14 protein-coding genes and 2 pseudogenes are annotated in these 18,418 nt (G+C 51.4%); 9 read left to right on the top strand and 7 right to left on the bottom strand.

Going from position 1 to position 18,418, the window contains the following annotated elements:
- Nucleotides 1–40: 40 nt before the first annotated feature.
- A complete protein-coding gene (locus C3432_RS17700) occupies nucleotides 41–1,327 on the top strand; it encodes a fimbrial protein (RefSeq protein ID WP_103777839.1) in 1,287 nt (428 codons plus the stop codon).
- A gap of 201 nt (nucleotides 1,328–1,528) precedes the next feature.
- On the opposite strand, the pseudogene C3432_RS28040 reads toward C3432_RS17700, so the two are convergent.
- A pseudogene (locus C3432_RS28040) lies at nucleotides 1,529–1,775 on the bottom strand (IS4 family transposase); the annotation flags it as partial.
- A gap of 116 nt (nucleotides 1,776–1,891) precedes the next feature.
- Between C3432_RS28040 and rluF the strand changes: the two are divergent.
- Nucleotides 1,892–2,761: a 23S rRNA pseudouridine(2604) synthase RluF gene (gene rluF / locus C3432_RS17690; RefSeq protein ID WP_103777838.1), complete on the top strand. Its 870-nt coding sequence runs from the start codon at nucleotides 1,892–1,894 to the stop codon at nucleotides 2,759–2,761.
- Here the strand turns inward: rluF and C3432_RS17685 are convergent.
- The 3 genes from C3432_RS17685 to C3432_RS17675 form a co-directional block, all read right to left on the bottom strand.
- Nucleotides 2,758–3,030, bottom strand: a complete 273-nt coding sequence (locus C3432_RS17685) for a DUF3811 domain-containing protein (protein WP_103777837.1) — start codon at nucleotides 3,028–3,030, stop codon at nucleotides 2,758–2,760. The genes rluF and C3432_RS17685 overlap by 4 nt on opposite strands.
- A 323-nt stretch (nucleotides 3,031–3,353) precedes the next feature.
- The gene (locus C3432_RS17680; RefSeq protein WP_103777836.1) at nucleotides 3,354–3,845 is read right to left on the bottom strand and encodes a hypothetical protein; all 492 of its coding nucleotides are present in this window, start codon (nucleotides 3,843–3,845) and stop codon (nucleotides 3,354–3,356) included.
- Nucleotides 3,829–4,632 (bottom strand): winged helix-turn-helix domain-containing protein, encoded by an 804-nt coding sequence (locus tag C3432_RS17675; RefSeq protein WP_103777835.1) that lies wholly within the window; start codon nucleotides 4,630–4,632, stop codon nucleotides 3,829–3,831. The genes C3432_RS17680 and C3432_RS17675 overlap by 17 nt, the downstream gene beginning before the upstream one ends.
- Before the next feature lie 337 nt (nucleotides 4,633–4,969).
- Between C3432_RS17675 and C3432_RS17670 the strand changes: the two genes are divergently transcribed.
- From C3432_RS17670 to C3432_RS28035, 5 genes and pseudogenes are all read left to right on the top strand, one after another.
- Nucleotides 4,970–5,803 carry an EAL domain-containing protein gene (locus C3432_RS17670; RefSeq protein WP_103777834.1) on the top strand — a complete coding sequence of 278 codons (834 nt, stop codon included), beginning with the start codon at nucleotides 4,970–4,972 and terminating at the stop codon, nucleotides 5,801–5,803.
- Between the two features lie 204 nt (nucleotides 5,804–6,007).
- Nucleotides 6,008–7,177, top strand: a complete 1,170-nt coding sequence (locus C3432_RS17665; RefSeq protein WP_103777833.1) for an autotransporter strand-loop-strand O-heptosyltransferase — start codon at nucleotides 6,008–6,010, stop codon at nucleotides 7,175–7,177.
- A gap of 11 nt (nucleotides 7,178–7,188) precedes the next feature.
- The gene (locus C3432_RS17660) at nucleotides 7,189–10,812 is read left to right on the top strand and encodes an autotransporter outer membrane beta-barrel domain-containing protein (RefSeq protein ID WP_103777832.1); all 3,624 of its coding nucleotides are present in this window, start codon (nucleotides 7,189–7,191) and stop codon (nucleotides 10,810–10,812) included.
- Between the two features lie 61 nt (nucleotides 10,813–10,873).
- Nucleotides 10,874–11,434, top strand: a complete 561-nt coding sequence (locus C3432_RS17655) for a LuxR C-terminal-related transcriptional regulator (protein WP_181012942.1) — start codon at nucleotides 10,874–10,876, stop codon at nucleotides 11,432–11,434.
- A gap of 99 nt (nucleotides 11,435–11,533) precedes the next feature.
- Nucleotides 11,534–11,664, top strand: a pseudogene (locus tag C3432_RS28035) (helix-turn-helix domain-containing protein); the annotation flags it as partial.
- 35 nt (nucleotides 11,665–11,699) lie between these two features.
- On the opposite strand, the gene panS reads toward C3432_RS28035, so the two are convergent.
- Both panS and rtcR read right to left on the bottom strand, forming a co-directional pair.
- Nucleotides 11,700–12,641 (bottom strand): ketopantoate/pantoate/pantothenate transporter PanS, encoded by a 942-nt coding sequence (gene panS, locus C3432_RS17645; RefSeq protein WP_103777830.1) that lies wholly within the window; start codon nucleotides 12,639–12,641, stop codon nucleotides 11,700–11,702.
- Between the two features lie 111 nt (nucleotides 12,642–12,752).
- A complete protein-coding gene (gene rtcR / locus C3432_RS17640) occupies nucleotides 12,753–14,333 on the bottom strand; it encodes an RNA repair transcriptional activator RtcR (RefSeq protein WP_103777829.1) in 1,581 nt (526 codons plus the stop codon).
- Nucleotides 14,334–14,786: 453 nt separating this feature from the next.
- Here rtcR and C3432_RS17630 point away from each other — a divergent pair, with 453 nt between their 5' ends.
- Nucleotides 14,787–15,923, top strand: a complete 1,137-nt coding sequence (locus C3432_RS17630) for a slipin family protein (protein WP_103777828.1) — start codon at nucleotides 14,787–14,789, stop codon at nucleotides 15,921–15,923.
- Nucleotides 15,920–16,714 (top strand): nucleotidyltransferase domain-containing protein, encoded by a 795-nt coding sequence (locus C3432_RS17625; RefSeq protein ID WP_103777827.1) that lies wholly within the window; start codon nucleotides 15,920–15,922, stop codon nucleotides 16,712–16,714. Before C3432_RS17630 ends, C3432_RS17625 begins: the two co-directional genes overlap by 4 nt.
- Nucleotides 16,715–16,750: 36 nt before the next feature.
- Here C3432_RS17625 and lysC read toward each other — a convergent pair whose 3' ends face one another.
- Nucleotides 16,751–18,100, bottom strand: coding sequence for a lysine-sensitive aspartokinase 3 (gene lysC / locus C3432_RS17620; RefSeq protein WP_103777826.1), 1,350 nt, complete (start codon nucleotides 18,098–18,100; stop codon nucleotides 16,751–16,753).
- Nucleotides 18,101–18,418 lie beyond the last annotated feature (318 nt).

Below are 18,418 nucleotides of genomic sequence, written 5' to 3'. Positions count from 1 at the left end.
AAAACGCTGTGTCTTTTTTCATTAGTAAGAAGGAAGCGAGATGAAACTCAACATTTTTCTTCTTAATCTGCTTTTCATTTGTGTCGGTAGTGCTTATGCGGCGCAGACGGTGGTAATGCCACGAACAGGTAATACATCAAGCCGAGCCAATTTCACTATTGCGGAAGATGTCACGAACAAAGGAGGCGCGCTTTTAGTGATCTCAAATCTGACACTGCCCTCAGGAGAGACGAAGTTTCGTGCACCCGCCCGTGATTTTGACAAGCGTAATGGCCGCTGGACAAGTAGTTCCCCGGTGATTGAGGGGAGGTATGATACTGCTAATGTGAATACTGGCGATACGATAAACGTGAGTGGCAAAAAGTATTATCGGTTGAAAAACATCACGGGGACAAATATTCCTGTGTATATACGGTTAGCACAGCAAATGTGGCTGCCTAACATTGACCGATATGAATATGTCGACCTACTAGACCTGTATTTCAGGGGAACGAGTAACGATGGTCTGGGATGGTACGAATTTAATACTAATTGGTCTAGTTGGGGTAAAACGACTGCACTTTCTGGCTGCACAAAGGCAGAGGGAAACTACGCCGCGAACGTTGCATGTGATACGTCATACATTACTTTTACCTTGGGTAATCAATATAATAACCGCAACATTCAAGTGTCTTTTTATATGCCCAGGACACCGTATTCCACTATCACGATCCCTTCAATGAAGGTGGGCCAATCATCAATACACCACATGTGTATTGATTACGGATCCAATGATGCGGACTATGAGGCCGCCAAAATATGTACCAAAGGTGCCTCGACAACGCCTCTTATTGACTACTATATCCAGGGGACAGTGACGTTCAGAACGACCTGTAGCGTGGCAGAAACGACAAAGACCATCGATCTTGCGACAACATCGGTAGGAAAACTGGTGGGCAAGGGGCAAGGCGGCATCCCTGATGGTTTTACACCGAAAGAGACCAAAATTGCGTTGAATTGCTCCGGTGATATTAACTCCTCATTTACTAAAGGGGTTGTCTGGTCAATGACTGGGGTTGGTGACAGTTTATCTGCCGGGGCAGCGCAACAAGGAATACTGCTGGCGAAGGGAACGGGGATAAACGACCTGGGGGTTAAGATCACCAGCGATGCTGCGGGTAAGAACCTGGTTAAAGTTGATGGTACGCAAACCGTACAAGCTGAGGCTTCAGGTAAAACGGCTACAGCGAAATTCTACGCTTATCCAACGGCTGCCAATGCCAGTAAGGCACCGACTGGTGCTGGGAACTATGAGGCAATGGCTACCCTTACCTTTGACATGCCCTGAGACATTCCCACAAAAGGAGACTGGCATGATGTGATGAGTAATCACTGTGCCTGTCCTCATCTTCCTGTAATGCTTGCGCTTCGTTTTATCGATACCATCATGCTTATGCGCCCGTTATCAGTGCGCATAAAAGGCTCATGAAGGGATCTGCACTGGATTAATCTCGTCAAACTGGTGTACCTGATGGTGATGGCTTGCACTGTCAATGTGAAGTCTGAAGTTTACTGTCCCTCTGATTCGGGCAATAAAATCCCGTCTCCGTGATTTGACATGACGAAACCACGTACTCTGGAAACCTGCATCAGTGACAATAACAACGCGGGTCTGTGGAGAAATGGCGTCAGAGAGTGCATCCAGAAAAGCGATGTCTGTTGATTCATTATTCTGTTTTTTGAAGACTCATCAGTGGGACAGAACGACCATTGCAAAGCAGGCTGTTGCAAAGAACGTTATGCGAGTCCCAGGGACGGGCAAGCAAGCCAGCAACCTGAAGTATGACGAATATTCACGATTATTTTTTATCATCTGCAAGGTGAGGTATATTTCGCTGTCTAAGGAGAAACTATGCTGACCGACTCATCCACCCGATTAAATAAATACATCAGCGAAAGCGGAATCTGCTCGCGCCGCGAAGCGGACCGCTTTATCGAACAAGGCAACGTTTTTATCAACGGCAAACGCGCCACTATTGGCGATCAGGTTAAGCCAGGCGACGTTGTGAAGGTCAACGGACGGTTGATTGAGCCGCGAGAAGCCGATGATTTAGTGCTGATTGCCCTGAATAAGCCGGTTGGTATTGTCAGCACGACTGAAGACGGTGAGCGTGACAATATCGTCGATTTCGTGAACCACAGTAAACGTATCTTCCCGATTGGTCGTCTGGATAAAGATTCGCAGGGGCTAATTTTTCTGACCAACCACGGCGACCTGGTGAATAAAATCCTGCGTGCCGGAAACGATCACGAAAAAGAGTATCTGGTCACGGTTGATAAACCGGTCACCGACGAATTTATCCGCGGTATGGGCGCAGGTGTGCCGATTCTTGGTACCGTCACCAAAAAATGCAAGGTGAAGAAAGAGGCGCCGTTTGTCTTTCGCATCACCCTGGTGCAGGGCTTAAACCGTCAGATCCGTCGGATGTGCGAACACTTTGGTTATGAAGTGACGAAGCTGGAGCGCACGCGCATTATGAACGTCAGCCTTACCGGGATCCCGCCGGGCGAGTGGCGCGACCTGACCGATGATGAACTGATCGAGCTGTTCAGGCTGATTGAGAATTCCTCTTCCGAAGCCAAACCGAAAGCAAAAGCGAAGCCGAAGACCGCAGGTATTAAGCGTCCGGTCGTGGCAATCGAAAAAACCAGTGAGAAAGCACGCCCGGCATCGAACGGTAAACGCTTTACCTCGCCGGGGCGTAAGAAGAAAGGGCGTTAACGTCTGCCGCGCGTTGGCGTATTCGCTGACCAGGAAAATGACGCCTCAGCATCCGGTTTATATGCCTGCTTTTTCTTCAACTGGCGGGCTTTTTTCGCCTCTGCTTCGCGCTGGACCATCAGTTTATCGATGTACTCTTTTTTTACGCTGTTGGTTTCAGAATTGGTCAGCGGACGACCGTGCGCGATGCGGGCGCGGTCGAGCAACGTTTTCAGTTCGCGCTGCTCGCGTTCCGTCATCTCTTTTTGGGTAATGCGGGGGAGTGCCATAGGGGGTGCCCTCAGTTAGCCGATCGTTTGAGTGTACGGTATTACTGAACGGGCGACCAGGCGCTTAGTCAGCAATATGCAGCTTAATATCACTTCTCAAAGACCGTTACGCTGATTTTGGACCTGCATTGCCAGCGAGAAATTGCGCGATATACACGGCTTCTCTTTATCCGTTGAAACTCTAAGAACGTGAATGGTATAGGAGGGGGTATGGTAAATCCTGATAGATAACTAAGATCTTATGTCGCCGTTACTCTTAACCGAACCGTCGGTTAAGAGATAGCAGAATCTGTCCTGGTAATACGAAGAAGTTAAAGTGTAGCCTATCCGTCTTTATTCACGCAAAGCGCGAAAGGGGATTGAAGGTTTTCAATTAACCAGCTATTGCCTGACGGATTAAGCCTGAGCACACGTGAAGAATTTTCAGGGACGTAGAAAAATCTCTGTTTGAAAAGCTCATCATTAGCTGTATCACTGATATTTTTTGCATAATGCATGTTCGTCACCGAAATCTCTCCCGGTCTGTAAACCTCATAATTAAACTGAATAGTCCGGGAGATAACTTCTACTCCACGTTCAGAGTGAATATTACCGAACAGGAATACCTGGCCATAAAAACTTTTGTTCAGCCGGAAAATCATGTCGAACGTGGCTATAAAATCAGGATCACGCTGATTATAACGTAAGCTTGCCGCACAGTTAACATCCATACCCTTTTGTTGCTGACGTGCATGTAGATAGAACCAGAGGGATAAAGTCAGAATTAGGATTAAAATAGCAGCGAGCCATCTTTGTATATTATTGATTTTGTTCATAACCAGTCCAGTAATTATTTAGGCAGGAAAGATATTTATTTTTTTTAGATGTGCATCTGCTGATAAATATACGTCCTTTACTACCATACATATAGGAGTCGGATGCCTGATACAGAAACGAGGTGCCGTTCAGACACTCAATTTTATTGACGTTCACAAGATCAAGAAAAACTTTCTTTTTTTGTTCGAGAAACGATGCGGAGTTTTTTTGCGTCGTATAAACTGGACAGGTTTGATAATTGAAAAGAAAATAAACAGGAGCGTCTTGTAATTTGACGTTTGTTTTAGATTTTAGGCGATTGCCAGAGATTATAAGGGCGGTGCTACATATGATGATAAAAAGGGTTATTGCTGCATACCATGCTTTGTATCTTAAGGGTTGTATTGAATGAGTAAGAACCGTCCCGACAGCAGCATTTATAGTATCCGAATGTATATTATTTTCCGCATTATCAATTGCTATAACCTCGACATCACTGTTAAAAACAAACCCGACCCTTGGAATCGTCGTAATACACTCATGATGAATGCCAGCTCTCATAAAGTGTTTTCTGATTTCGGAAATGTATTTATTCAGGGTATGGCTGGACGATCGCAGGCCATGTAAGTCCCAGACATTATTTAGCAGTTCATCCCGCTTAACAACCTGCCCCTGTCTTTCCAGAAGATAGACTAGCAGCCTGTTCATTGTTATGGTCAGAATAATGACCGATTCATCATCCCGTACAGGCCATATTGCACCGTCATCTGTACGATACCTTACCTGTGAATTGATTAAATACTCCATCAAGACTCTCCACGAAACCTGGCTGCAGACTGACGAAAGACAGCAGTCCTTGTTTCATTAACCCCTCTGTGACCTTCTCATTAGCATATCATACCCAGCCGTGATGACGCCCGTACCAGAATAAACGTTCGTATAGTCAATGTATTTAAAAATATAAGTCTGGTATTTTTGAAATTTAAGATACATGTTGTTGATTACAGCATGAGGGAGATAAAATTTCCCCGTCAAAAGTGAACTGGCCTGTTGGCCGTTAATACATGAGTTACCGATTGCATCAGATGATTAGCGAACGGTATCTCCTGCAGGATTGTGAGCACACGAGTAAGGGGCCCTGACGATGACAAATATCAGAATACTCAGGAAAACAGAACAAGTGATTTGTAGATTGCTACGGTCAGTAAGAAAATCCATATTGACCTCCGAACTTGCAGGTGCCGAGTTTGTTCCTTTTATTCAACCTGTTTACCAGTCGGGAGAATTAGTGGGATGCGAAGTCCTTATGAGGGTGAAAAAGAATGGTGTCCTTCATTCTCCAGAATCGTATCTTTCTGTTATTGAAAGCGGTGAAGTATGCAACGATGTTACTTGTGAACTTCTGGAGAAAGTGAAAGCACATTTCACTCCTCATGTTGAGTCTCTACCGAAAGGTTTTTATTTTTCTTTTAATATCTGTGCCCAACAGCTCAATTCATCACGAATGGTAAAAGCGGTTAAAGAATTTAATATTCATTTTGGCAAAGACATCATGGTTATTCTTGAGATTGTTGAGCGTGGCACATTAGAATTTGACGATTTTGCCCTGGATGCGATGCAGGAGCTTGTTGCGTCAGGTGTTGGTTTTTCAATAGATGATTATGGCAGTGGTGGTTCATGCTTAAAATACATTGAACACGCTGGATTCTCAACGATAAAAATTGACAAATGTTTAACGATGGTTTGTAACCATAAATTGATTTATTCCTCTGTTATTGACGCCATCATGTCTTTTAGTGAGAAGTTAAATCTGCATATTATTGCTGAAGGTGTTGAAACGAATGAGCAGTTTAAGCTTTTAGAAATGAAGGGGATTGATACCTTTCAGGGCTATTTGTTTTCTCGACCTGTAAGTATGCGCGAGTTTTGTGCACACATTTTACTTCTTCACTCTTGTGAAAAGATTGAACATCATTAGTCCAGGCAAAATTAAAAGTTAATCATCCACTACAAGTTAATTTTAAACGTTTTTACAGCCGGGAAACATGTGAAATGTGGAACTGCTTATGGGCCTGATATAAAACAGCTCACAACCCGTCACGAAAAAACATTGCAGAAGAATAACCTGTGCAATTGATTAAATCATTACCGATTGCAAATGAATACTAAGGATAGATGAGATATGTCAGTTAACTTTGCAACTCCTCCGGAGTTTCCGACCTGCGCCGGACCGGAAGGCATTCTGTTTGACTTTAATTACGGTGCACGCGTTTACCTTCCGGAAGGGAAATGGCATGTCATTTTAATGGATGATGAATCCGGCAATATACTTTTCAGTTGTGATTCTGACGGAGGGTGGGTCACCAGTACCAAAAAATATTACGTCCGTTTCCGTATTCAGGTATTCCACCAGGGAGAAGCGCATCCGGTCCTGGATGAAACACTGGACATGAAGGACAAGCCGGTCGTCATCTTTTTCCCGACCGGGACGCTGGGCGATATGCTTGGCTGGTTCCCTTACGCCGAGCGATTTCGTCAACTGCACCGGTGCCAGCTTGAATGCGTCATGGGGCAGGAAATCATTGACCTGCTCAGCGCACAATATCCTGAGATTACCTTCTCCACAAAAGAATCTCTCCGGACAGTGAATCCCTACGCGTCCTGGTATGTCGGCATTTTCTTTCAGGGTGACACCCTTCATCAGCCCATTGATTTCAGGAAAGTCGGTTTTCACCGCAATGCCGGTTACATCCTCGGGGTTGACCCCCGTGAGTCTCCGCCTCGTCTGAAACTGGATGCAGAGCGAAAAATTGCGGAGCCGTACGTCTGTATCGCCGCACAGTCAACCAACCAGGCGAAATACTGGAACAACGGTCATGGCTGGGCAGAGGTGGTTGCCCACCTTAAATCACTGGGGTACCGGGTGCTGTGCATTGACCGCCAGGCCCGTCACGGTCAGGGCTTCGTCTGGAACCACATCCCCTATGGTGCCGAAGACTTCACGGGCGACATTCCGCTTCAGGATCGGGTGGACCTGTTAATGCATGCGAGTTTCTTTATCGGTCTGGCCAGCGGGCTGTCATGGCTTGCCTGGGCAACTGACATACCTGTGGTGTTGATCAGCGGATTCAGCCTTCCGAATAGCGAATTTTACACCCCCTGGCGGGTGTTCAGCAGTCATGGCTGTAACGGCTGCTGGGATGACACGTCGGTTGACTTTGACCACCAGGATTTTTTGTGGTGCCCGCATCACAGGGATACCCCAAGACAGTATGAGTGCACGCGGCTGATAACCGGACGACAGGTTACAGGGATGGTGGACCGTCTGCATGCAGGATTAGTTGATAATTAAGGAGCGTTACTATGAACAAGATATATACCACCGTCTGGTGCGAGTCGCGCCAGCAGTGGGTGGTCACCTCTGAACTGGCATCCGGGTCCGGTCGCCCGAAGCTGGTGCCGAAGAAAAGCGCGTTGGCACTGCTGCTGGGGGCAATGCTGCTGCCCTCAGCGCCGGTCATGGCCGTGGATTATGTGGACGTGACGCTAACGGGTGAACAGACTATTTCTTCAGGAGATACGGCCACCTCTACTACTATCAACGGTGGCAGTCAGTACATCTACAATGGGGGCTCAGCCACTGAGACCGTCATCAACTATGGGGGCATGCAGGACGTCTACGTTGGGGGCTCGGCCACTGAGACCACCATCAACAACGGTGGCGACCAGTACATCTTAGGTGGCACAGCCACTGACACTTCCATCAACAGTGGTGGCAAGCAGGAGATCGTTAGCGGCGGCACAGCCACTGACACCACTATTAGCGGTGGCAGTCAGAATGTCTACAATAGGGGCACAGCCACTGACACCACCATTAACGGTGGTAGTCAAAGCGTCTTCAGTGGCGGCTCTGCCACTGTCACCACCATTAATGGTGGTGGTCATCAAGACGTCTACAGCGGCGGTTCGGCCACTGACACCACCATCTACACAGGTGGCTGGCAGAAAGTTTTCAGTGGCGGCACGGCTACCGAAACTACAATTAACAGCGGTGGCGAGCAGTACGTCTCCAGTGACGGCACGGCCAATGACACCACTATTAACAGCCGCGGCACTCAATACGTCAACGGCGGCACAGCCACAAACACCACCATCAACAGCGGGGGCGGACAGAACGTCTCCAGCGGCGGCACAGCCACTGACACCACCGTTAATGGTGGTCATCAGGACGTCTACAGCGGAGGTTCGGCCACTGACACCACTGTGAATGGTGGTTATCAAGTAGTCTTCAATGAGGGCATAGCCACAAAAACCACCATCAACAGTGGTGGTTATCAGTACGTCTCCAGTGGCGGCACAGCCATTGGCACCACCGTTAATGGTGGTTATCAGGACGTCTTCAATGAGGGCACAGCCACAAACACCATAATCAACAGCGGTTTTCAATACGTCGAGCGAGGTGGCACAGCCACTGACACCACCATTAACGGCGGTTCTCAAAGCGTCCAAAGTGAGGGCTCAGTCACTAACACCACCATCAACAGCGGTGGCAGGCAGAACGTCTTCAGTGGCGGCACAGCCACTAACACCACCATCAAAAGCGGTGGCGCGCAATGGGTCACTATAGGGGGAACAGCCACTGAGACCACCATTAACAGCGGTGGCCAGCAGTCGGTCTTAAGCGGCGGCTCTGCAACAAACACTACCATCTTCAATGGTGTTCAGTTCGTCGGTGGTATAGCTACGAACACTATCCTCAATGGCGGTGAGCAGTTGGTCCAGCGCGGCACTGCCACCAACACCACCCTCAACAGCGGTGGCTGGCAGAAAGTCTATGCCGGCACCGCCACTGATACCACCATCAACAGCGGTGGCCAGCAGTATGTCTACGATGGCGGCATCGCCACTGATACCACCATCAACTACTTTGGCGTGCAGTTCGTCTCCAGTGGGAGCACTGCCAATGACACCACCATCTACGGAGGTCTCCAATACATCGACATTGGCGGTTCAGCTATTGCCACCACAATTAACAGCAGTGGCACACAGTACCTTTCAGGTGGCACCGCCATTGACACCACAATTAACAGCGGTGGCATACAGTACTTTTCAGGTGGCACCACCATTGACACCATCATTAACAGCGGTGGCATTCAACAAGTTATCGATGGCGAGGCAACCACCATCATCACTACCACCATTAATGGTGGTATACAGCTACTCGACAGTGCCACCGCTGTTGATACCACTATCAATAGCGGTGGCAGGCAGTGGGTCTCCAGTGGCGGCACGACTATTAACACCACCATCAATAGCGGTCAGTCGTGGCTGCAGACGGGGGCACTGGCTGACGGCGAAACCAAAGTGAACGCCGGTGGTGAACTGCTGATGGACGCTGGCTCTGTCGCAACGGACGTGCGCATCACAGGGGGGACCCTCTCTGTCGCCGACCTTACCGATACCACCACCAGTTATACCCCGGCTCAGGTCGATAAGCTCACCATGAACGGCGGCAATGTCTCCTTCCTGCGTAACGGTGAAGGTGACTTCGCGGAGCTGAACATCTCCGAACTCAGCGGCACCGGCAGCTTCCTGTTCAATACTTCTCTCGCTGAGCGTAATGCCAACTTTGTCACCATCGAACAGGGTACGGGTCACTTCGGTATCGCTGTTACCGACTCCGGTAAGGAGATATCAGACCATACAGACCTGACGGTGAATCTCATTCACGAGCAGGGTGGCGATATTGATTTTGAGATGGTCACGGCGTCAGGCCGCAGTATCCGGGCCATTGACGGTGGGACTTACATGTACACGCTGTTCAGCCAGCAGAACAAGGATGGTCTGAACGGCGGGAACGTCTGGTACCTGGGCGCGATGACGGAAGAACCTGGCGGTGGTGAGAACCCGGGCGGTGGCGAGAACCCTGGCGGTGGTGAGAATCCGGGTGGCGGCGAGAACCCTGGCGGTGGCGAGAACCCTGGCGGCGGTGAGAATCCGGGTGGCGGTGAGAATCCAGGTGGCGGTGAGAATCCAGGTGGCGGTGAAAACCCGGGCGGTGGCAAGAAGCCGATGACCACTCCGGCAGCGGACGCCATCCTGGCCATGTCGAATGCCGGCCTGAATGTCATTCACTCCGAACTTGATGGCCTGCGCATGTACCGGGCGAATCTGGATAAAACCGGACCGGAGAATAACGTCTGGGGTCACTACCTCGGCAGCAAAAACCATACGGATACCAGCAACGGCGCGGCGTATCAGCTTAATCAGAGCGGCATGGAAATCGGCGCCGACACGCGGACGGATTTTGCGCGCGGCAGCCTCTTCACGGGGGCATTCATGTCTTACAGCGACAACCAGGTTAAGCATGCCCGCGGTGGAAAAAGCAACATCGACAGCTACGGTATCGGCCTGTATGCAACATGGTTCGATGCCAGCGGCTTCTACGCTGACGGTGTGGTGAAGGGTAACCGCCTGAACAACAAACTGAGCGCCGTTATGACCAATGGCGGCAAAACCGGCGGTGACTGGAAGCAGTATGGTCTCAGCACAGCCGTTGAAGGGGGCTATCAGTTTGATGTGAGGGACGACCTGAGTCTCACGCCTTATGCCCGCCTGGCGTATGTTCAGATGAGCAGTGAGGACGTGAAGCTGAGCAACGGCATGAAGGGTAACACCGGCACGCCACGCTCGGTCACGGGTGAGGCCGGCGCGAAGCTTACCGGTAAATTCAGCCTCGGTGAGACTGAATTTAAGCCTTATTTGTCGGCTGCGGTCGTGCAGGAGTTTGCGGACGCAAATGAGGTCACCATCAATGCACGCAACCGCTTCGATAACAACGTCAAAGGGACATCAGGCAAGTATGGTCTGGGCGCATCGGTCAGTGTTGGCAGGGACGTAACCTTATATGGCGAGGCTAATTATCGTCAGGGCAGCCACACAGAGACACCGGTCCAGGGTGTGGCCGGTATCCGTATCGGATTCTGATGTTATATCAGGGGCCTCAGGGCCCCTTTTCATTGTGTTCTGAAATTTTCCGGTTATGTTTATGCCTCACATAATTTTGACTAAAGATGTTTTTTTTAATAACGCGTTGTCTGTCATCCTTCAGCAAGTTCCTGCCAGCAGGAAGGTTTGCGTCATTGACATTGAATCTTTCAGAAGCCTGGGGTCGATATTCAGACTGCTGAAAAGAAATAAACTGATTGAAAAGCATAGGTTGATCTTCATCGGTGGCAAGGATGTCAGTTCAAGAGTTCTTGAGCCGATTGTAACGATATACAGAAAATCGTGCTTTATGGAGTTTCGAAAACAACTCACCGACGGCAGGACGCATTCACCTGAATATGCGTTAAACCACATTGCACGCTACAGGAGTCTCAGCATACTTTCAGTTCAGGAAAAAAAGACACTTTTTGCCCTGCTTGATACTGACGACACCTGGGCGGCTGCCAGGAAAATTTATCTGTCGCCAAAAACTGTCTATTCCTATACCAGCAGAATAGGGCAAAAGCTTAACCTCAGTTCGATACTTCAGGTCAGACAATTTATCTTCTCGGAGTTTGTCCTGGATGCTGAAACCGGGGAGGGTGTCACTGTCACTCATTGAACTCCCGCCGAAAACGCTGCACTGCTCCCGGGCCACGAATCCGCCCGGGCGTTTTAGTGCGTTCAGTCAAAAGGGGCAACCTGAAGAGCGGCTGGACCGGCCGCGGTGAAGTTAAATATCTTGCGGCCTCGGGTTTCAGATGTTGTTAATCAGAAAACCAACAAATTTACCTGGTTGTACTTGTGATGATGCTTATTAAGCCAGGGAAACCAGTGATCGTGCAAATAGGTCAGGCCCGGCTGGTGGATGTTCCGGGCCTGTTTCTCTATTTCTCTTTTACGATCTTTTGTGGCTTCTCATTAATCGGCTTGCCGGACCAGTAACCCGCCAGCAGCGAACCCGAAAGATTGTGCCAGACGGAGAACAGCGCGCCGGGCAGTGCGGCAAGCGGGCCGAAGTAGATTTTACCCAGCGCGGCAGCAAGACCGGAGTTCTGCATCCCAACCTCGATTGCCAGCGTGCGGCAGGTGGATTCGTCAAAGCCAAACAGCCTTCCTCCCCAGTAGCCACCAAGCAGGCCAATGGTGTTGTGCAGAATAACCGCGATGATCACCACAAAGCCGACGGAAGCAATATGTGAAGCCGAACCGGCGACGACCGCGCTGATGATTGCCAGAATACACACCATTGAAAATGCGGGCAGATATGGCTCTACTGCTTTTACTACACGTGGGAACAGGTGATGAACCACCAGACCCAAGGCAATCGGGATCACCACAATCTGCAAAATGCTGAGCAGCATACCCATCACATCAACCTGGATATGCGCATCGACATACAGGCGCGTCAGCAGCGGCGTGGCCACCACGCCCACCAGCGTGGAAACGGAGGAAATGGTCACTGAAAGCGCCACGTCTCCCTTTGCAAGATAAATCATCACGTTAGATGCTGTGCCGCTGGCGACGCTGCCGACCAGCACCATCCCGGCAGAAAGCTCCGGCGGCATATTAAAGGCCAGCGCCAGCAGCCAGGCGGCGAGCGGCATCACCAGATAGTGCAGGAAAATACCCGCGGCAACCGGGGCCGGGCGGGAGAGTACGCGCCTGAAGTCGTCGACTTTAAGATGTACGCCCATGCCGAACATAATCAGCATCAGCAGCGTGGGCACCCACGGTCCGACTGGGCCAAAGGTCGATGGCGTGTAATACGCAATAACAGAGAGCAGCAGCGCCCATAATGGGAACAGCCTTGTAAAGGTGGCGAGCATGTTGTTTTCCTTGCACGTATGTTGTGTTTGCTTGTTATTAACCGGTCAGGATCGAGCCGGACCATAGCTATTATTTATCGTGCAAGGGAATATTATTCAAATAAATTATGTTCATGATCCGCAGCGGATGCTCTCCCAGCTCAGCCCAAAGCGGGCCAGGTACTTGCGCAGGCGGTCGGCATCGTTGGGATTGGCTTTTTTCTGTCGGGAGACGGCGAAGAGTTCTCGTCCGGCTTCAGACAACGATGCGCAGCGGCGGCATACCTCCAGCACCGTTTCCAGCTGTCGCCTGTCGAAAAGGTCGATCTCCCCCTCCAGCTCAGGTAGTGAGGCAGTGCTTTGCCAGTTCTCTTGCAGTAGCGCAATCTCTTCTTCAGCAAGGACTAACGTAATACGTCCCTGTTCGGCAAGCGTCGCCATGCGCGCAACGGAAGAGCTCAGCTCGCGAAAGTTGCCGCGCCACTGTGCCTGCGTCGAGCAGGCAAATGCCAGATAGCGCTCGCGGGCCTCTTTATCAAAGCGGATCTGCATCTGTTTACTGCGGGAAAAACGCTGAAGCTCATACTCGACGTTCGGGGCGATATCTTCGCGCCGCTGCGCCAGACCAGGCAGGGCGAAACGCCACATATTGATACGCGCGTAGAGATCTTCGCGAAAGCGGCCTTCCGCCACCCACTGCGGCATATCGCGATGGGTTCCGACAATCAGCTGAAAGTCGCTATGGACCTCTGTATCCGAGCCAAATGGAAAAAACGTTTTCTCTTCAATCGCTTTCAGCAGCATGGCCTGTTCATCCAGCCCCAATTCGGCGATTTCATCGAGAAACAGCACGCCGCCATCGGCCTCACGTAATAGCCCGGTACGTGGAGCCAGCGCCCCGGTAAAAGCGCCTTTCACGTGACCGAACAGCGTAGACATCGCATTGTCGCCGCGCAGGGTGGCGCAGTTTATTGCCACCAGCTTTCCTGCCACCAGATGACGCGACTGGCGAAGCTGAAAAATACGTTTTGCAAGAAAGGATTTACCCGCACCGGTGGGGCCGGTAAGCAGAATCGGATCTGTTGAACGTAGCGCAACCCGCTCAATTCGGTCGATAAGTTTGTTGAACGTCACATTGCGCGTTTCAATACCGGCTTTCAGGAATGAGACCGACTGCTGTTGCTCGCGCTGAAAGCGACTGGTGAGCGTGGCATAGCGGCTTAAATCAAGATCGATCACCGAACAGACACCAGCGGCGATAGCTTCGTCTGATGAACCTTTCGTTGCCGGACTGGTTTGCAACAGGCTGGCAGGCAGGTAGCGGGCTTCCGTTAGCAGAAACCAGCAGATCTGCGCCACGTGGGTGCCGGTGGTGATGTGCACCAGATACTCTTCGTTTTGCGTATCAAATTCATAATGTGTGGCAAAGTCGAGAAACGCAGCGTAGACCTCCTCAAAATCCCACGGATCGTTAATTGTGATCGCCTGTGCGCGGACGTCGGTATGGGGTGAAAGCTGGGCGATATCTTCAATCAACCGTTGCGCCATGCTCTCATCTCGCGGCTGGTGGAGCAGTTCCAGCCTGTCGATCGGGAAATCAGCCTGCTGGCACAAGCCGACCGTGGGCCGCCATTTCTTAAACCGGTTTGCCCGCTTGCCGCGTTTATCCAACACCGTGCCCAGGACACCAATCACTACCCGCCGCTTTTTCATCATTTATCCATAAAGATAATATTCGATATTAAAAGATAAAAAATCCTGCAGGTTACGGCAATCGTCAAAACCAGCATGAAAAATAAAAACAATAATAATCAATAAATTAAAAAAATATTTTGTCGTTTTTTCTTTCTGGCACGCTTCTGGCAATAACACATGGGTCAATAACGCTGAAAACGCAGGGGGTTAAACCCCGCCGGCACGTCAGGAACGGCAGAGGCTGTTTTCCCGGAGTGTTCCGTCAGCAGATGACACCTGAACAATGGGTTCGATTCCCGATTCATTTTCCCAATGAAACTGGTTGTTAATCACAGAAATAGAAACGGGGCGTTGAGCGGTTAGCAATCCCCAACAGCAGGTTGCCGGTAATGGCGCCGCGCCACAGGCAAAAGGGAATTCCCCTGTGGCTTCGCCCCTGCACCCGCACCTGATTTTATAAGGAACAGAGAAATGGCTAAGAAAATCACAATACGAAAAGGTCAGTTAGGGCTTTTGTCCCGTGAGGGCGATTACTACCAGGTGCTGGAAGCGGGTGAACATCGTCTGCCGTGGTTCAGTACGCCAGAGGTACTTGTCATTAATCTGGACGGCAGCGAAGTGCAGGAAACGCTGGCGGAGTATCTGCGTCGCTTCCAGCCCGGCTGGGTTGAGCGCTACTGCCTGGCGGTGGATTTAAGTGACACAGAGGCAGGTGCGCTGTATATGAACGACATTTTGCAGGAGATCCTGCCGCCGTCAACGCGCCGCCTGTACTGGCGAGCCGATGAGGCGTTGAGACAGGTACGGATGGATACACGCCAGGCTCTGGTACCCGCGGACGTCATGAATGCGGTGTTACAGCCACGCCGTAATGGTGCGGTGAAAGGACGTGAAGCGATGCTGACAGTACAGGTTCCGGCCTGGCACGTGGGCGTTCTGAAAATTGACGGTGAGACACAGCCGTTGCTGACACCCGGTCTGACCGCGTACTGGAAGGTGAATCATCTGGTTGAAGCCGACGTGGTGGATACCCGTCTGCAGGTGCTGGAGGTCGGTGGACAGGAGATCCTGACCAAAGATAAGGTCAATCTGCGCCTGAATCTGGCGGCAAACTGGCGCTTTAGCGACGTGTTGCTGGCATTTTCCCGGCTTACGAAACCGCTGGACCACCTGTACCGGGAGTTACAGTTTGCGCTGCGAGAAGCGGTGGGAACGCGCACCCTTGATGAACTGCTGGAAAATAAGCAGATCATCGACGAAGTCGTCAGCGCGCAGGTAAAAGCCCGTATGGCGCCGTTTGGCATTGAAGTCGCCTCACCTGGTGTGAAGGATATTGTCCTGCCTGGCGATATGAAGGCTATTCTCTCCCGCCTGGTGGAAGCGGAAAAGTCAGCACAGGCTAACGTGATTCGTCGACGTGAAGAAACCGCCGCGACCCGCTCGTTGTTGAACACCGCGAAAGTGATGGAAAACAACCCGGTGGCGCTGCGTTTAAAAGAGCTGGAGACGCTCGAAAGAGTGGCGGAACGTATCGATAAAATCTCGGTCTTTGGCGGTCTGGATCAGGTGCTGCACGGCCTGGTGAATATAAAAGGAGCAGAACGATGAGCAATAACGGTGTTACTGCCGCCATGCGCGAACAGGTTGCGTGGCAGCTGAAAGAGGTGGAGCAGCGCTATGGCGTTCGGGTGCTGTATGCCTGCGAATCCGGCAGCCGCGGTTGGGGATTCGCTTCTCCAGACAGCGATTACGATGTGCGGTTTTTATATGTCCATCAGCCGGAGTGGTACCTGCGGGTAGAAGCCCCGCGCGATGTAATCGAGCTGCCAATAGACGATGAACTGGACGTCTGCGGCTGGGAGTGGCGTAAAGCACTTGGTTTACTGAAGGGGGCTAACCCCACGCTGATAGAATGGCTGGGTTCACCGGTGGTTTATCATCAGGATGAGGCAACGGTATCCGCGCTTAAGGCGCTCGTACCAAAATGGTTTTCGCCACTTCGCGCCCGTTGGCACTACTACTCGATGGCGCGAAAAAACTTCCGCGGTTATCTGCAGGGTGAGGATGTACGGTTAAAAAAATACTTCTATGTCCTGCGCCCGTTACTGGCCGTACGCTGGGTTGAAGCAGGGAAGGGCGTGCCGCCTGTGCGTTTTGCCGCACTGTTGGCGGGAAGCGAACTGGATGCCGCGCTACGTCAGGAGATAGACGAACTGCTTGAACGCAAACAACGTACGGGAGAAGCGGAATACGGTCCACGTCGCCCACTGCTGCACGCGTTTATCCGTGCTGAACTGGCGCGAGGCGAGATCCCGCCGGTTATTCCGGACAGTCGGGAAGGAGATGTCAGGGAACTGGACAGACTGCTGTATCAGACGGTAATGGGAAACTCACTCTAGCCCTGCGCGATGTGCGCGGGGCTATTCCATTGACGGTCACTCAAACAGATTATGGTGCAGCTTCTGTACGACCTGCTCAGCTTCGGTGCCAGGGACCAGGAAACAGAGGTTGTGGCTGGAAGCTCCGTAGCAAATCATGCGGATGTTGAACGGTTCCAGAACGCCGAACACCTCTTTACCCACGCCGCAGGCTTTGGACAGATCGTTGCCAATTAGCGCAACCAATGCCAGACCCTCTTCCACCTCAACGCGACACAATACAGACAGCTCCATCAACAGAGACTGCGTCAGCAACGTATCGCCTGTTGAGGTCGACCCCGTGGTATCCAGGGTTAAGGCCACGCTGACTTCCGAAGTGGTGATCAAATCCACCGAGATATTATGCCGCGCCAGGATGCCGAACACTTCGGCGAGAAAACCGCGAGAGTGCAGCATATTCAGGCTGTGCAGGGTTAACAATGTCTGTTTACGACGCAGCGCCAGCGCGCGGAACAGCGGCGGATTGTTCGTTTTGTTGCACACCAGCGTGCCACCGGCTTTCGGATCTTTGCTGGAGCCGACGAAGACCGGAATATCGCTACGCACGGCGGGTAACAGGGTTGCCGGATGCAGAACCTTGGCGCCAAAAGTAGCCATCTCCGCCGCCTCTTCAAAGGCAATCTCATCGATGCGTTGTGCCGCAGGGACCACGCGAGGATCGGTGGTATAGATGCCCGGCACGTCCGTCCAGATATCAACTCGCGTCGCGTGCAGGGCTTCTGCCAGCAGAGCGGCCGTGTAATCGCTCCCGCCGCGTCCCAGAGTGGTGGTGCGGCCTTTGCTTTCGCTGCCGATAAAGCCCTGAGTAATCACCAGGCCTTCTTCCAGCCGCGGTGCCAGTTGCAGCGTCGCCAGTTCAGAGAGCGCGACAACATCGGGTTCTGCACGGCCAAAACGATCGTTGGTACGCATCACTTTACGCACATCAAACCACTGCGCCTGCACGTTACGTTCACGCAGGATCTCCACAAACAGCAGGGTCGACATCAGTTCGCCGTGGCTGACCAGCTCGTCGGTCAGGGCGGTGGAGGTGGCCAGAGAAGCGGCTTCGGCAAGCGTGGTGATGTTATCCAGCAGGCGCTCGATCTCCTCGCGAATAACGTTCGGATAGCGCAGACGCTCCAGGATGTCGAACTGAATTTTACGGATAGCGTCGAGCTTTTCGAAACGTGCGGCTGCTTCCAGGCCTTCCGCCAGCGCAACCAGCAGATTGGTAATCCCGGCAGATGCCGAAAGGACAACTAAACGGACGTTTGCATCGGAAAGCACCACGTCGGCGCTGCGGTTCATGGCGTCAAAATCAGCCACGCTGGTACCGCCAAATTTGGAGACAACAATATCGGTCATGACTACCTCGTGTCAGGGAGTGAAAAAAGCGACCATGGCACAAAGGCAGTACTGACACCGGTGCAGGCGCAAAAGCAAATTCCGTATTTATAAATAAAATGTGCGGGCTGGACTGTCAACGCCGGGATTATGCGGATTTTTTATGCTGCGTTTAGACTCAGAAACAGGGCTTATAACAGCGATACCCGTCATACTTCGGGTTGCGGGCGTGTTGGCTACGTTCAACTCACTCCGGTTACATCGTTATCTATGCTCCCGGGGACTCACTCACTTGCCGCCTTCCTGCACCTCGAATTATTTAGGGTATATACTTTTTAT

This window comes from Citrobacter amalonaticus, from assembly GCF_002918555.1.
Classification (GTDB): Bacteria; Pseudomonadota; Gammaproteobacteria; order Enterobacterales; family Enterobacteriaceae; genus Citrobacter_C; species Citrobacter_C amalonaticus_A.
The sequence above is the reverse complement of the archived record's forward strand: the minus strand, read 5'-3'. Positions and strand labels throughout refer to the sequence as shown.